General features: G+C 40.3%; 11 protein-coding genes and 3 tRNA genes. 8 read left to right on the forward strand and 6 right to left on the reverse strand.

The window, feature by feature from the left end; translation table 11 throughout:
- Positions 1-166 precede the first annotated feature (166 nt).
- The 5 genes from HWV58_RS12255 to HWV58_RS12275 form a co-directional block, all read right to left on the reverse strand.
- On the reverse strand, positions 167-1987 hold the full coding sequence (locus HWV58_RS12255; RefSeq protein ID WP_175634375.1) for a glycoside hydrolase family 2 protein: 1821 nt from the start codon (positions 1985-1987) through the stop codon (positions 167-169).
- Between the two features lie 176 nt (positions 1988-2163).
- Positions 2164-2237: transfer RNA gene (locus HWV58_RS12260), tRNA-Pro, on the reverse strand.
- Between the two features lie 53 nt (positions 2238-2290).
- A tRNA-Pro gene (locus HWV58_RS12265) sits at positions 2291-2364 on the reverse strand.
- 103 nt (positions 2365-2467) lie between these two features.
- Positions 2468-2554 (reverse strand) — tRNA-Ser (locus HWV58_RS12270).
- A gap of 82 nt (positions 2555-2636) precedes the next feature.
- A complete protein-coding gene (locus HWV58_RS12275; RefSeq protein ID WP_175634443.1) occupies positions 2637-4643 on the reverse strand; it encodes an HD family phosphohydrolase in 2007 nt (668 codons plus the stop codon).
- 191 nt (positions 4644-4834) lie between these two features.
- Here HWV58_RS12275 and HWV58_RS12280 point away from each other — a divergent pair, with 191 nt between their 5' ends.
- The 8 genes from HWV58_RS12280 (at position 4835) to HWV58_RS12315 (ending at position 13326) form a co-directional block, all read left to right on the forward strand.
- Entirely contained in the window at positions 4835-5692 is an 858-nt protein-coding gene (locus HWV58_RS12280) for an SPFH domain-containing protein (protein WP_175634376.1), read from the forward strand.
- 5 nt (positions 5693-5697) lie between these two features.
- Positions 5698-6219, forward strand: a complete 522-nt coding sequence (locus HWV58_RS12285) for a hypothetical protein (RefSeq protein ID WP_175634377.1) — start codon at positions 5698-5700, stop codon at positions 6217-6219.
- 2 nt (positions 6220-6221) lie between these two features.
- On the forward strand, positions 6222-6389 hold the full coding sequence (locus HWV58_RS12290; RefSeq protein WP_086545783.1) for an Arc family DNA binding domain-containing protein: 168 nt from the start codon (positions 6222-6224) through the stop codon (positions 6387-6389).
- 381 nt (positions 6390-6770) lie between these two features.
- Positions 6771-7949, forward strand: coding sequence for an acetyl-CoA C-acyltransferase (locus HWV58_RS12295; protein ID WP_175634378.1), 1179 nt, complete (start codon positions 6771-6773; stop codon positions 7947-7949).
- A 43-nt stretch (positions 7950-7992) separates the two neighbouring features.
- Positions 7993-8892, forward strand: coding sequence for a hypothetical protein (locus HWV58_RS12300; protein ID WP_175634379.1), 900 nt, complete (start codon positions 7993-7995; stop codon positions 8890-8892).
- Positions 8893-9039: 147 nt separating this feature from the next.
- Positions 9040-10635: a peptide MFS transporter gene (locus HWV58_RS12305; RefSeq protein ID WP_175634380.1), complete on the forward strand. Its 1596-nt coding sequence runs from the start codon at positions 9040-9042 to the stop codon at positions 10633-10635.
- Positions 10636-10701: 66 nt separating this feature from the next.
- A complete protein-coding gene (locus tag HWV58_RS12310) occupies positions 10702-12183 on the forward strand; it encodes a peptide MFS transporter (protein ID WP_175634381.1) in 1482 nt (493 codons plus the stop codon).
- A gap of 414 nt (positions 12184-12597) precedes the next feature.
- Positions 12598-13326 (forward strand): polyprenol monophosphomannose synthase, encoded by a 729-nt coding sequence (locus HWV58_RS12315; protein ID WP_175634382.1) that lies wholly within the window; start codon positions 12598-12600, stop codon positions 13324-13326.
- A gap of 170 nt (positions 13327-13496) precedes the next feature.
- On the opposite strand, the gene HWV58_RS12320 is transcribed toward HWV58_RS12315, so the two are convergent.
- Positions 13497-14006: a YdeI/OmpD-associated family protein gene (locus HWV58_RS12320; RefSeq protein ID WP_175634383.1), complete on the reverse strand. Its 510-nt coding sequence runs from the start codon at positions 14004-14006 to the stop codon at positions 13497-13499.
- Positions 14007-14152 lie beyond the last annotated feature (146 nt).

Raw genomic sequence — 14152 nt, forward strand, 5'->3', positions numbered from 1 at the left:
TTCCTACTGCTAAGCGTGTTCGGGACTCTAACCCTATAGTCGATTGCCATGCCCGGCGCACTAAAAAAAGTGATAACCGATATTCCGGTTATCACGCTGTAAGATCAACTGTAATTTTTGATTATTTTATGCAATTACGGTTGCTAATAAATTGTTGTGGTATGAGTTACTCCACATTTAATTTTTTGCCTTCTTCAATGATGATTTTGTTAATCTCACTAACGCGTTTGACATCCATCTTTTCAACTGCGCGATCGTAAGTTAGCAAACCATTCACTTCATGCTCAACATCGGTTGTTTGAGTGTAAACAGAAACACTTAGCCCTTTATATTTCATCAGCTGCTCAACCTGGTTCATCATCAGTACATAGCGGTCTGTTAGTGCTTCGCTGGTGGCTTCGTAAGCATAGGCGTTATTTTCTACCGGCCACATGTGATCTCTTACAAAAAGACCAACACCACCATATTCGCCCAGGGATGCTGCCCGTTTATTGTCGGGTTTTGACGCCCCATACGGACCAACATAAATGTGTGTATCTACAAAATCACCATTACCAGGGTCACCGGCAGCTTTCTGGTAACCCGGATTATTATTGAAACCAGAATTTCCGTTAATCAACCGGGATGGATCATATTTTTTCACCCAATCCGTAATTTCGGGCACATCAAAAGCGCCCCAGTTTTCGTTAAAGGGCACCCAGGCAATGATCGAGGGCGAATTATAATGTTCGTCCATAATGGCCTTAAGTTCCTTGCGAAAAGCCGTACGTACCCTTGCCGTATCCTCATGCTGATACCAGATTGCGGGCATGTCCTGCCAAAGCAATACCCCCATTTTATCGGCCCAGTAATAAAAGCGTTTAGGTTCGGTTTTCATGTGCTTACGGATAAGGTTAAAGCCGGCTTTCTTTGTAAATGCAACATCTGATTTAAGTGCCTCATCTGTTGGTGCAGTCAAAATGCCATCTGGCCAATAGCCCTGATCGAGCAAGCCGACCTGCATGATAAACTTTCCATTCAGCAGCGGGCGCACTAGCCCCGAAACCTTTCCAAGCCTGATATCCCGCATACCAAAATAACTGCTTACTTCATCGGTAATTTTTCCATTGGCGGCTTTTAAAGTGATTTTTAAATCATATAAAAAAGGATCTTCAGGCGACCAGGCCCTGGGTTTCGGAATTGGCAAATAAAAAGTTTTCCCTGCACTGCCCTGAGCTTCTGCAATTATTTTTTTGCCGTCCAACGCTACTGCCACAACCTCCGAAGGTAGCGCATCAACACTTACCTGAAGCCTGTTATTTTCCAGATCGGGCAATACACGGATATTTTTAATGTGGACTTTATTAACCGGCTCGAGCCACACGCTCTGCCAGATACCAGAACTGAAAGTATAATCGCCACGCGGACCATTCTTTCCCGAAGGCATGCGGCCATCGTTAGGATCGTAGGCAGCAACAATAATTTCATTAACACCTCCTTTTAATAAAGCTGTAATATCAAAAGAAAAGGCATCATACCCGCCTGAATGCGTACCTGCCTTTTTACCGTTCACGAATACGGTGGCCTGATGGTCTACCGCCTCAAAATTAACCAGCACATTTTTTCCGTTCCAGGCCTTTGGGATTTCAAAGCTCCTGCGGTACCACATATTGATTTCCTGTTTGCGCTCAATGCCTGAAATAACAGATTCCGGACAATAAGGCACCAGAATTTGTTGCGTATTGCCTTTAAAATCAAGTGCCGATTTTGGATCCTGGGCACTCATCTTTTCTTTTCCGCCAATGTAATCCCACTTGCCATTAAGCGATTGCCATTCCGCTCTTACCAGTTGAGGACGGGGATATTCCGGAAAGGGATTTAAATTGCCTATTGCTTCTGCAGCCCACCTTGTTGGCAGTTTGGGCACCTGTGCGTTAAGATTTCCGTTAAATAACAGCTGCACCAGCACGAATATGGACAGGTAGATGGGTAAACTCGTTTTTTTCATAACAATTTTCGCTCTTATTTGGTCTGGTGAACAAGATACTAAATTTTAACACAAACTAAATCGTTTTATTAAGCTAAACAGGGATCAAGCAGAAAAGTTGTGGAGTGAGGAAAAACAAAAAACCCTCTAATCAGATTGACCAGAGGGTTTTTAACGGATTTTGAATCCTTGTTTCGTCGGGATGGCAGGATTCGAACCTACGACCTCCTGCTCCCAAAGCAGGCGCGATACCGGGCTACGCTACATCCCGAACTTGGTATCGATCTTTTTTTAATCCTGTTGTAAAGTGGATTGAACTTTTAGTCGGGATGGCAGGATTCGAACCTACGACCTCCTGCTCCCAAAGCAGGCGCGATACCGGGCTACGCTACATCCCGAACTTTGGTATCGATCTTTTATTTAACCTTATTTCTAAGGGATGGCAAAGATATGGATTTTATTGGGTTTTCCATTTTTTTTACCAACTTTTTTTTATTTCAGCGGTGAGGGCGGGATTCGAACCCGCGGTACCGTTACCAGTACGACAGTTTAGCAAACTGTTCCTTTCGGCCTCTCAGGCACCTCACCTTTTCAACCTCCTTTTTTCGCCCTACCGGCGTTGTTTTGAGGTCTGCAAATATAGTAAAACAAGTTATTCTGCAAAAAAAAATTATGATAATTGTTGATAATCTATGCGCACATGATAGATACTCATCAGCATCGTCTTGAATATCAATTTGATAGTTTCAATATCTTTTAACGTTAAATCGCAGTCATCAAGCTGATTTTGCTCCAATTTGTAGTTAATTATCCGTTCAACCAGGTCATTTATGTTCTGCGCATCGGGATTTTTCAGACTTCTTGAGGCAGCTTCGACCGAATCTGCCAACATTAACACACCAGTTTCTTTGCTAAAAGGTATCGGTCCGGGGTAACGAAAAATGTTTTCGTCGACAAATTTTTCGGGCGAATTTTTCAAAAACGACTGATAAAAATAATCGACCCGGGTATTTCCATGATGCGTTCTGATAAAATCGATAATCGCTTCGGGGATTTGGTTCTTCCTTAAAATCTCAATTCCTTTATGTACATGCTGAATAATAATCTGTGCACTTTGCTCATAAGGTAGCTTATCATGCGGACTAACCGCTGTATTCTGGTTCTCGATAAAATATTGCGGATTATCAACCTTACCAATATCGTGATATAAGGCACCAGCCCTTACCAGTACCGAGTTCCCTCCTATTTTAAATATCGCAGCCTCGGCAAGGTTAGCCACCTGCAACGAGTGCTGAAACGTGCCAGGCGCTTTAAAAGCAAGCTCTCTAAGCAGTTTATTATTGGTATTGGTGAGCTCGATCAGGGCTACATCCGAAGTAATGCCAAAAATACGCTCGAACAGGTAAATTAATGGATAGGCCAGCAGCGACAAAAGCACACTAAATACAAATGGAATAAAGTTAATCCATTCTATTTCGCGGAAAGAGCCCTCTCGGAGTAAAGCAATGCCTACAAAAGCCACGAAGTAGGCCAATAAAATAAACAGGGCCGAAACCAGAAACCGTTCGCGCTTAACAAAGTTTTTGATACTAAAAATGGCTACCATACCTGCCGTAACCTGATAAAACACAAATTCGAAACTGTTGGCAACAAAAAAACCGGCTATTAAAATTACCAGCATATGCAGGTAAAGTGCCAAACGCGTATCGAAAAGAATCCTGATGATGATTGGAACCACACAGAACGGTATATAGTATAAACTGGGGATTTCTATTTTTATAGCCCAGGTAAGCGCCAGCAACATACCCGTGGTTACAATCAGGATTAATGACAGCTGCCTGTTATCAGCGAAAATATCTTTCCGGAAAAGAAACAGGAACGACATTAATATAGTAAGGATAAAACCAACCAGCACCACCTGCCCCAAATAAACCAGAGCCCTGCTACCTATCGTTTTGGTCTGCGCATCGTAAGTAGCCTTATACGATTCGAGTTTCTGGTAAATCTCCTCGTCTATTACATCGTTTTTAGCTACAATCAGCTCTCCTTTTTGCACCATCCCCTTGGTGGTCGAAATATTGCTAATGGTATTGTCCTGTATTGTTTTGGTTAAACGCTCGTCGAATACAATATTTGGCGCAATATGATCGATTGCCAGATTGGCTACCAAATCGCCCATTACCGGATTGGGTGTCTTAAAATTATCTTTAAAAAAGTTCAGGGCAGTTTCGGCAGTAAAAACATCCTGCGTATTACGTTCCTGGGCTACATTATTTTCAATAAGCGAGAAATCGTAATTCTTGCCTCCAACCTGGTGTTTCACATTTAAGCCAATAATACCCTTCTGGTAAATGGTTTGCAGGAGTTTATAGGCCGAGCTTTTATAAGCATCCCTCCCCTTTTCATCAAGCTGCTTCGATTTCCATTTAATATCAAACTCGTTCGAAAACTCATCGAGCGCATTCGCCGTAATTTCCTTATCCAGCTGATAAACCGGCAAAATATCCTTCAGGGCGTTCTTTTTATCGGCACTTACCTGCGGACTCGTTTTTAAAATCGCAAAACTGAAAGGCGAAATCAGGTCTTTATTTTTCCACACGGCATTTTTTTCAAACTCATACCTGAATCTGGGCTGTTTGGGCAAGAATAGCGTAATGATAAAAACAGTAAATATCATCATCACATATTTCAGGTTGGATGAATATTTACGGTAAAGGATTTTGTGGGAATTTCTCTTGATTTTGGCCAAAACGATGTAATTATTATATGTTCAAAATTAACATTTTTATCTCAATATACATTTTACTGATTTTGTTTGCAATTACCAGTTTTTATATTTTACTTTATGATATCAAATTAATATCAATCATGTATCAAGAAAAAATCATTAATCCGCCATCAGGCTATTTAACATTCGCCTTATTTTTAGCGCTTTTAGGCGCAGCTGTCTTTTGTTTTGTTAGCGAAAGCTTTATTTGGGGAGGTTGTATCCTGGCTTTCAATTTCTTTCTGGTTTTACCAGGATTGATCATCAATAACCCCAACGAATCGAAAGTATTAACCCTTTTTGGTAAATATGTAGGTACAGTAAAAACCGACGGCTTTTTTTGGGTAAACCCCTTAACCAGCAAGAGAAAGGTTTCGTTGCGCGCCAACAACCTGAACGGGCAGCAATTAAAGGTAAACGATAAACTGGGTAACCCGATTGAAATTGCTGCTGTTGTAGTTTGGAAAGTAAATGAAACGGCCAAAGCTATTTTTTCGGTAGAGAATTACATGCAATACGTAAATATCCAGAGCGAGGCTGCAGTAAGGCATTTGGCCAATATTTTCCCTTACGATCACGCTGAGGGCGAAGAAAGCACTATTACCTTAAAAGATGGTGCCGAAAAAGTAAGCGAGCTTTTAGAAAACGAACTTAATGAACGCTTGTCAAGAGCTGGCATTGAGGTACTGGAAGCCCGTATTTCGCACCTGGCTTATGCACCTGAAATTGCGAGCGCCATGTTGCAACGCCAACAGGCTACAGCAGTAATTGCAGCACGTAAACTCATTGTTGAAGGTGCTGTAGGCATGGTAGAAATGGCTTTAGAGAAACTTTCGCAAAAAGGTATTGTTGAATTGGACGAAGAACGAAAGGCGGCAATGGTTAGCAATTTATTGGTGGTGCTTTGCGGCGACCGCCATGTACAACCCGTTGTAAATACAGGTACTCTATATAACTAGGAACAATGGAATTTGAGGAGAAACACGGTTTAAAAATCTGGTGGCTATACCTGGTAACAGCAGCAACGCTATTGCCAACATTGCTAATCTTGATTTTTTATAAGGACGGCACTGCCTTGCAGGAATTTAAAAAAATGTACTTTGCTCCGCTTTTTGCTATCCTTCTACCCTTTTTAATCATTTTTTTAGTGCAGCAGAACAAGCTAACCTTAAGAATAAATGCAGAAGGCGTTTCTTTCCGGTATTTCCCTTTTCATTATAAACCCAATCTTTTTAGCTGGATGAGCATTGAAAAGGCTTATATCAGAAAATATGATGCGTTTTCTGAATATGGTGGCTACGGCATTAAAACACGCCTATGGTTTAAGTTTAGAGATAAAGCTTATATCTTAAACGATAAAAACAAGGGCTTGCAGCTGGAGTTTAAAAACGGAAAAAAACTGCTCTTCAGTTCGAACAGAATAGATGAAATGGAGATGTTCCTCATTAATTTAAAAACCAGGTATAATATACAGGCAATACAATAAAGATGGCGGAGAAAGATAAAAAAGCTTTTGTATTAAGAATTAGTCCTGCTTTATTAAAGGAAGTAGAAACCTGGGCTGCAGATGAATTTCGGAGTACAAACGGGCAAATCGAGTTTTTACTTACCCAGGCTATAAAATCGCGTAAGAAAGGCAAAGCGAAAGAAGAATAAAATTGCTAACTGTTAAATAATTTAGCCGCAACAAACCTATGAGGTTTGCTTACTAAAGAAGTCAAGTTTTACATGCACCACGCTGGTTTAAACTTGACTTCTTTTTACTATCAAAATGACACCTTCAAGCCTCGTAGGTTCTAAAACCATATATTCCGCAACTAAACCCATGAGGTTTTTGCATACTAACAGCTATTTTCCAAACAAACCTATGAGGTTTTTGCATACTAACAGCTATTTTCCAAACAAACCTATGAGGTTTTTGAAACCTCATAGGTTTACCTGACTTCTTTTATTATTTAAGGCACATAGGTTTTGCAAACCTCTAACGTTTAACTAACTTAGCGGCCTAACCAAAAATTCATAAAAAATTTAGTTTACATGAAAGAAGTTGTAATCGTATCGGCTGTTAGAACGCCTATCGGTAGTTTTGGAGGTTCGTTAGCGCAATTTTCGGCCACTCAGCTTGGTGGCTTTGCTATTAAAGCGGCTATTGAAAAAGCTGGATTAAACCCTGAGCAGATTCAGGAAGTGTACATGGGTAATGTTTTATCGGCCAATTTAGGTCAGGCACCTGCAACACAAGCAGCCAAATTTGCCGGCTTACCGGATTTACCGGCAACCACCATTAATAAAGTATGCGCATCGGGTACTAAAGCCATTATGCTGGCGGCACAAAGTATTGCCAATGGCGATAACGATATTATTGTAGCCGGAGGAATGGAAAGTATGAGCAATGTTCCTTACTACCTTGATAAAGCACGCAATGGTTACCGCTTGGGTCACGGACAAGTAACCGACGGGCTGGTAAAAGATGGGCTATGGGATGTTTACAACGATTACCATATGGGATCGGCAGCAGAACTTTGTGCTACCGAATGTAAGATTAGCCGCGAGGCACAGGACGATTTTGCCATTAACTCATACAAAAGAGCTCAGGCGGCACAAACTGCCGGAAAATTTGCAAGTGAAATTGTTGCTGTAGAGGTTAAAGACCGCAAGGGCGATATTACTTTAATCGATACCGACGACGAGCCAACAGCGGTTAAATTTGATAAAATACCGGCACTAAAACCTGTTTTCAAAAAAGACGGAACGGTAACTGCCGCAAATGCCTCTACCCTGAATGATGGTGCTGCAGCTTTGGTTTTAATGAGCGCCGATAAGGCAAAAGCGCTGGGCATAAAACCCCTGGCCAAAATATTAGGCTATGCCGATGCCCAACATGCACCTGAATGGTTTACCACAGCCCCTTCAAAAGCGATTCCGCTGGCTTTACACAAAGCCAATATTGATATTAAAGCAGTTGATTTTTTTGAGATCAACGAAGCTTTCTCGGTAGTTTCTATTGCCAATAACCAACTCCTCGGGCTAAATGACAACCAGGTAAACGTTAACGGTGGTGCTGTGTCGCTTGGTCACCCGCTGGGAGCCTCAGGCGCGCGGATCGTAGTTACTTTACTTTCGGTACTGGCACAAAACGATGGCAAAATCGGCGTTGCAGGTATTTGCAATGGTGGCGGTGGTGCCAGTGCACTGGTTATAGAAAAAATATCATAACTTAAACTATAACTATAATAGCTGTAAAAACTCACGATCAAGTATGATGAAGAACATAAAGTTGCCTGTCCTGTTGTTTATTGGCCTGCTGGGCTTTAACGCAAAAGCACAACAGGCCCCCAGTAAACTAAACGTTTTTCAGGATTCACTGATTAAGATTTCAACAGCTACCACAACTGCATTAAGCGACAATGAGAAGCTCGAAAATAACGGCAAGTTTGTTAAGTTATTGGTAGAAGCCCTAAAAACGCCTAATTCTTTCGCATACCCTTTCGATTCGTTAAAAAATGTATCGGTAATTAAATCTCCCGATCAGGCTTTCAGAACTTTAACCTGGTATTTACAACTCGAAAATGGCAGCTATCGTTATTACGGTACCATCCAAATGAACACCAAAAATGGCCCATTAAAGCTTTATCCACTGATCGATCAAACGGAGAATATGAATGATCCGAACATCGTTACCAATAACCAGAAATGGTTTGGGGCAAGGTATTATGAAATTGTGCCCGTAACCAGCGGAAACCGGCTACCTTATTATGTATTGCTGGGCTGGAAAGGAAACACCCAGGCCACAACTAAAAAGGTAATCGAAGTGCTTTCATTTGATAAGGATAATGTAAACTTTGGCGCGCCGGTTTTTGATGGAAAAGAGCTGAAAGGAAAGAACAGGGTTATATTTGAGTATGCCAAATCGAATGCCATGACGCTTAAAACCGATGTGAAAGCCGGAATGATTGTATTCGACCACCTGGCTTCTTTTGACCCTGAAGTAAAAGGCAAATTTGAATTTTACGGATCGGACGGCACTTTTGATGGCTTCAAAATTATTGGCGGCAAATTAAAGCTACAGGAAGAACTTACGCTTAACAACGACCCCAATTCGAACGACGAACTTTATGCAGATCCGAAGAAAAATGTTAAACCCATCAGAAAGTTTTAATTTTTAACAAAGCTTAACAACTTCATTACCTGATACATTATTTAAAAATTTGTGAGTTTGGCATCCTCTGACTATATTGCGCCCTGCTAAACTAGCTTAAACAACACACAAATTCTGAATTCATAAACTAAAACCAACAAATGTTTTATGCAAAAATCTAATGAAACCATTAGTATTGACCATGATAAAGAACTAGATCTCCATTTAGAAAGTCAAGGCGTATCCAAAGAAAAATTATTTAGCCACCCGGTTGGCCTTTTTGTGCTCTTTTTCACCGAAATGTGGGAAAGATTTAGCTATTACGGAATGCGGGCCATATTGGTCTTGTTCCTGATTAGCGATTTAAGTAAAAATGGCTGGGGCTGGCCACGGCCTGAAGCTTTACAGCTTTATGCAATTTACACAGGTTTAGTATATTTTACACCAATATTGGGTGGTTTAATTGCCGATAGATTTACAGGTTATAGAAAAGCTGTTATCATCGGCGCTTTTATTATGACCCTTGGCCATGCTGCTATGGCGCTTGAAGGCTTTAGCAACAACTTTTTTTATGCAGGTTTACTGTTACTGATTGTAGGTAACGGATTTTTTAAACCAAATATTTCATCTATTGTAGGTAAACTTTATCCTCCTATCAGCGATAAAAAAGACAGTGCTTATGCCATTTTCTATATGGGTATTAACTCTGGTGCCTTTATCGGGATGTTAATGTGTGGTTATATCGGCGAAAAAGTAGGCTGGCACTATGGTTTCGGTCTTGCAGGTGTTTTTATGCTTTTCGGTATGCTGCAATTCTATTTCGGACAGAAAATATTCGGCGTTATTGGTGCATCTGTAGATAAAACCAAAGAGGTTGAAAAAGCCGACCCAACAGTAGAAGAAATCCCTAGCAAAGTAAGAAGCCAGCGTTTATGGGTTATTGCCATCTTATCTATTTTTACCATTTTCTTCTGGATGGTATTTGAACAGGCAGGTGGTTCAATGACAATTTTCGCTAAAGATTACACCTTAAGAAATTTAACCGGTGGCGCAGCAACCACTTTTAAATGGGTAGATAGTATCCTGACTATATTTCCATTGGTAGCCGTAACTTTTGTGCTGTTCTCATTAGCCAGAAAGATATTTAAAAAATACCCTGCAACCATTTTATTTACCTTATTAAGCTTTGCCATTATTTGGGTATTGGCAATCTGGAAGGTAGATCGTGAACTAGGTTCAGTGAGCACTGAAGTACCGGCGTCATGGTTCAGCGTACTTAACTCATTCTTCATCGTATCATTAGCTCCTATTGTTTCAAAAATCTGGGAAACTAAATTTAACCCAAGTGGTCCGGTAAAATTCGGTTTTGGCCTTATCTTCGTAGGTATTGGTTTCGCTGGTTTAGCTTATGGAGGCTCTGCTATTCCTCAAGGCGCTACTTCGGCAGAGGTAAGCTTATTCTGGCTTGTATTTGCTTATTTCTTCCACACCGTTGGCGAACTTTGCATTTCTCCTGTTGGTTTATCTTATGTGAGTAAACTTGCTCCAGCTAACCTGGTTGGTTTAATGTTTGGTGTGTTTTTCACCTGCACTGCAATCGGAAACTACCTTGCAGGTGCTACGGGATCACTAATCGATAAAATTAGCGCCGACTATTCTATTTCAACATTCTTCTTAATATTTACAATCATCCCTATTGTAGCAGGCCTAATTATGTTTGCATTAAGCCCATTATTACGCAAATGGATGCATGGTGTTCATTAACAGAAAAAATAAATTTTAACTTAAAGCCCGGTTCCTGATCGGGCTTTTAATTTTTAGACCAATTTCATGGAAAAAACAATTTCAATAGAAGATATCCAGAACTTTGAGGGCAAGTACCCTAAACAGCTTTGGCACCTGTCGCTGGTAGAAATGTGGGAACGTTTTTGTTTTTACGGCATGCGTGGCGTACTGGCCTTTTTTATGGTCGACCAGCTTGGGCTGAGCGATCAGAAATCGAACTTACAATATGGTGCTATACAGGCCTTTGTATACGCATTTACTTTTATTGGCGGTATTTTCGCCGACCGGGTTTTGGGCTTCCGAAAGTCACTTTTCTGGGGTGGCTCGTTAATGATTATTGGTAACCTGATCCTGGCTTTCTCTCCGCACGATTTATTTTATATTGGCATTACGCTTTCTATTATTGGTACAGGTTTCTTTAAACCAAATATCTCATCGATGGTGGGGGAACTTTATCACGAGAAAGATAACAGGCGCGATGCTGGCTATGGTTTATTTTATGCTGGTATTAACGTGGGTGGTTTGCTTGGTGGTGCCATGTGTATTTATTTGGGTAAATATTACAGCTGGCACCTGTGCTTTTTATCGGCTGCCCTTGTAATGATGTTTGGTTTAGGCACATTTATTTTCACCAAAAAGCATTTAGGCCCGATTGGTATTTCACCTTTACTACACCTTAAAAAAGCAAAACAGAAAGTAGCCGAAATTTCGGTTTATGTAGGTTCTATCCTGTGCATTCCGCTGATTTACATCATGGTAAAAAACACGGCCTTTACCGATTACTTTATGTACACAATTGGGGTAGTTGCCTTGATTTACTTTTTATACGAAACCTTCAAAATAAAAGACAAAAAGGCTCAATACAAACTGCTGGCGGCATTTGTGTTTATCTTCTGTTATTTCATTTTTATGGCCATTTCTGAGCAAAGTGGTGGTTCACTTTCGTTGTTTGCAAAAGATAACCTCGACCATAAAATCCTATTTTTTAATATCGACCCCAATGTGGTAAACAATAGTGTAAACTCTTTCTTTGTTATTGTTTTTAGTCCGATTGTAGGTATTTTATGGTTAGGCCTCTACAAACGCAAAATTGAGCCCAACACTGTTGTTAAATTCGGTATTGGCTTTCTTCTACTGGCACTGAGTTTTTATGTGTTTTACGCCACCCGTTTCTTTGCAAACGCACAGGGCATTAGCTCATTAAATGTATTTACGCTGGCTTATTTACTGCTAACGCTGGGCGAACTTTGCTTAGGTCCGATTGGTATGTCGATTATTACCAAACTTTCGCCTAAAAAGATGTTTGGGATGATGATGGGCCTTTGGTTTTTATCAAGCGCCTTCGGACAACTCGCTGCAGGGAAACTGGGTGCAGAGATGTCGAGTATCGAAAATGCCTCGTTAACTGATAAATTAATGGCATATACAGAAGGGTATAAAGCACTTGCCTTGTATTCGTTAATAGCTGGCTTGGCGTTAATTTTATTCTCTCAACTGGTTAAAAGATTAATGCAAGAGGTTAGATAGGCTCCATTTCTGAACCATATAAGGCATTTAAGTTCATATAAGTTTTCACCTGAAATGTGCTTACGTGTCTTATATGGTAAAAAATGCTTAATACCAGCCATATAGCGCATGTAAGTTCATATAGTTTTCACCTGAAATGTACTTATATGTCTCAGGTGGTAAAATAATTGTTTAATATTAACCATATAAGATATTTGAGATTCATATAAGTTTTAAATCTTAAGTGTCCTTAAATGTCTTATATGGTAAAAGATATTGTTTAATGTTGTTGATGTAAAGCGTCCACAATTCAAGGAAAAATCGTGGTGAATTCATATTAAATCTTTACTTTCGCCTTTTGAAAGCAAAGGGCTGCCCGCAAATATGTGCCGGGCATAAAATACAAAGCTTCTATTCATAAAAAACACAACGAACGTGCCAGATAGTTTAGTCATCATACCAACGTATAACGAGAAGGAAAACATCGAAAAGATTATCCGTAAGGTATTTTCTTTACCACAACCTTTTCATGTTTTAATTATTGATGATGGCTCTCCAGACGGAACTGCTGATATTGTAAAATCGCTGCAGGATGAATACCAGGGACATTTGTTTATCGAAGAACGTTCGGGCAAACAGGGTTTGGGCACAGCATACATTTATGGTTTTAACTGGGCGTTGCAAAAAAATTACGACTACATTTTTGAAATGGATGCCGATTTTTCGCACAATCCTGATGACCTTGCGCGTTTGCGCGATGCCTGTGTAAATGGTGCAGATGTAGCTATTGGCTCGCGTTATGTTAAAGGGGTAAACGTCGTAAACTGGCCAATGGGCAGGGTTTTAATGTCATACTTTGCTTCGATGTATGTTCGCTTTATTACGCGCATTAACATTCAGGATGCTACTGCTGGTTTTAAATGCTACCGCAAAATAGTGCTTGAAACCATTCCGCTAAACAAAATTAAGTTTGTAGGCTATGCCTTTCAGATTGAAATGAAGTTTACCGCCATTAAATTCGGCTTTAAAGTGGTTGAAGTGCCTATTATCTTTACCGATCGCACTGAAGGTACTTCTAAAATGAGTACCCGTATTTTTAGGGAAGCCTTTTTGGGGGTAATCCAGATGAAGGTGAACAGCTGGTTCAGGAATTATAACCGATAAGCAGGAGTCTGAAGTCCGTAGTCTATAGTCCATAGACAATAGCTTTATTATCTCTGTCGGGATAACCAATAACTTGTTCCCAATTCTATTAACTAATGCTTTAGACATTTTGGCTATAAACCATCAACAATTAGCCATCAACCAATACTTTCTCCTCTGAAACCAGAGACTCAGGACTTGCCTTGTGATTCTCTTATCATTGCTCCAAAATCCTGCCCTTTGTCCATCGCTTTAACAGTCATTACAATTCTTTTGGTACGGGTAGGTTCTGTTTTAGCCTGATTAATCCAGTTAATATAATAGTTTTGGTGCGATTTAGGCTGTTTTAAGAAGTTTTGGAGCAGATGCTCCTCTTCCGACAAGCAGATCTCCAGATCTTCGGGCATTTCAATTTTAAAATCTTTATCTTCTGTTAAAAACAATTCGATAGCTGCTCCGGCTTCTTTTCTGAGTTTTTTACGTAATGGGCCATTTAATGCTATGATAAAATCGCCCTCTCCCATGGGTATGGTAGCCAGTCCGGAAACCTCGAGCTGATCTATTTTGCCCTTTACCCTAAAGCTCTTTTTGCAACCGGCCTTAATCTCATTGGCTAAAGCCTCCGGAATAAATACATAGCTCCAGCCGGTTTTTTCGCCCATGGTTTCGAAACGTTCTATTTCTGCTTTGAAGTGGATCATGGATTAAATATAGAAATTATGTTGATGAAAAAGCTTAAACGATGGAATCGTTGGGCTATTTATGCACGCGTTAGAAACGCGCGCAAGCATACAAAATATTATTCGGCTCATAAAAACACAAAATCATGAGCCGAATACACAAATTA

The organism is Pedobacter ghigonis (genome assembly GCF_903166585.1).
GTDB lineage: Bacteria > Bacteroidota > Bacteroidia > Sphingobacteriales > Sphingobacteriaceae > Pedobacter > Pedobacter ghigonis.

Coding starts and splice junctions, on each gene's coding strand:
- HWV58_RS12255 (WP_175634375.1), bottom strand. CDS start 1,987: ATGAAAAAAACGAGTTTACCCATCTACCTGTCCATATTCGTGCTGGTG.
- HWV58_RS12295 (WP_175634378.1), top strand. CDS start 6,771: ATGAAAGAAGTTGTAATCGTATCGGCTGTTAGAACGCCTATCGGTAGT.
- HWV58_RS12305 (WP_175634380.1), top strand. CDS start 9,040: ATGCAAAAATCTAATGAAACCATTAGTATTGACCATGATAAAGAACTA.
- HWV58_RS12310 (WP_175634381.1), top strand. CDS start 10,702: ATGGAAAAAACAATTTCAATAGAAGATATCCAGAACTTTGAGGGCAAG.
- HWV58_RS12320 (WP_175634383.1), bottom strand. CDS start 14,006: ATGATCCACTTCAAAGCAGAAATAGAACGTTTCGAAACCATGGGCGAA.
- HWV58_RS12280 (WP_175634376.1), top strand. CDS start 4,835: ATGTATCAAGAAAAAATCATTAATCCGCCATCAGGCTATTTAACATTC.
- HWV58_RS12300 (WP_175634379.1), top strand. CDS start 7,993: ATGATGAAGAACATAAAGTTGCCTGTCCTGTTGTTTATTGGCCTGCTG.
- HWV58_RS12285 (WP_175634377.1), top strand. CDS start 5,698: ATGGAATTTGAGGAGAAACACGGTTTAAAAATCTGGTGGCTATACCTG.
- HWV58_RS12290 (WP_086545783.1), top strand. CDS start 6,222: ATGGCGGAGAAAGATAAAAAAGCTTTTGTATTAAGAATTAGTCCTGCT.
- HWV58_RS12275 (WP_175634443.1), bottom strand. CDS start 4,643: ATGATATTTACTGTTTTTATCATTACGCTATTCTTGCCCAAACAGCCC.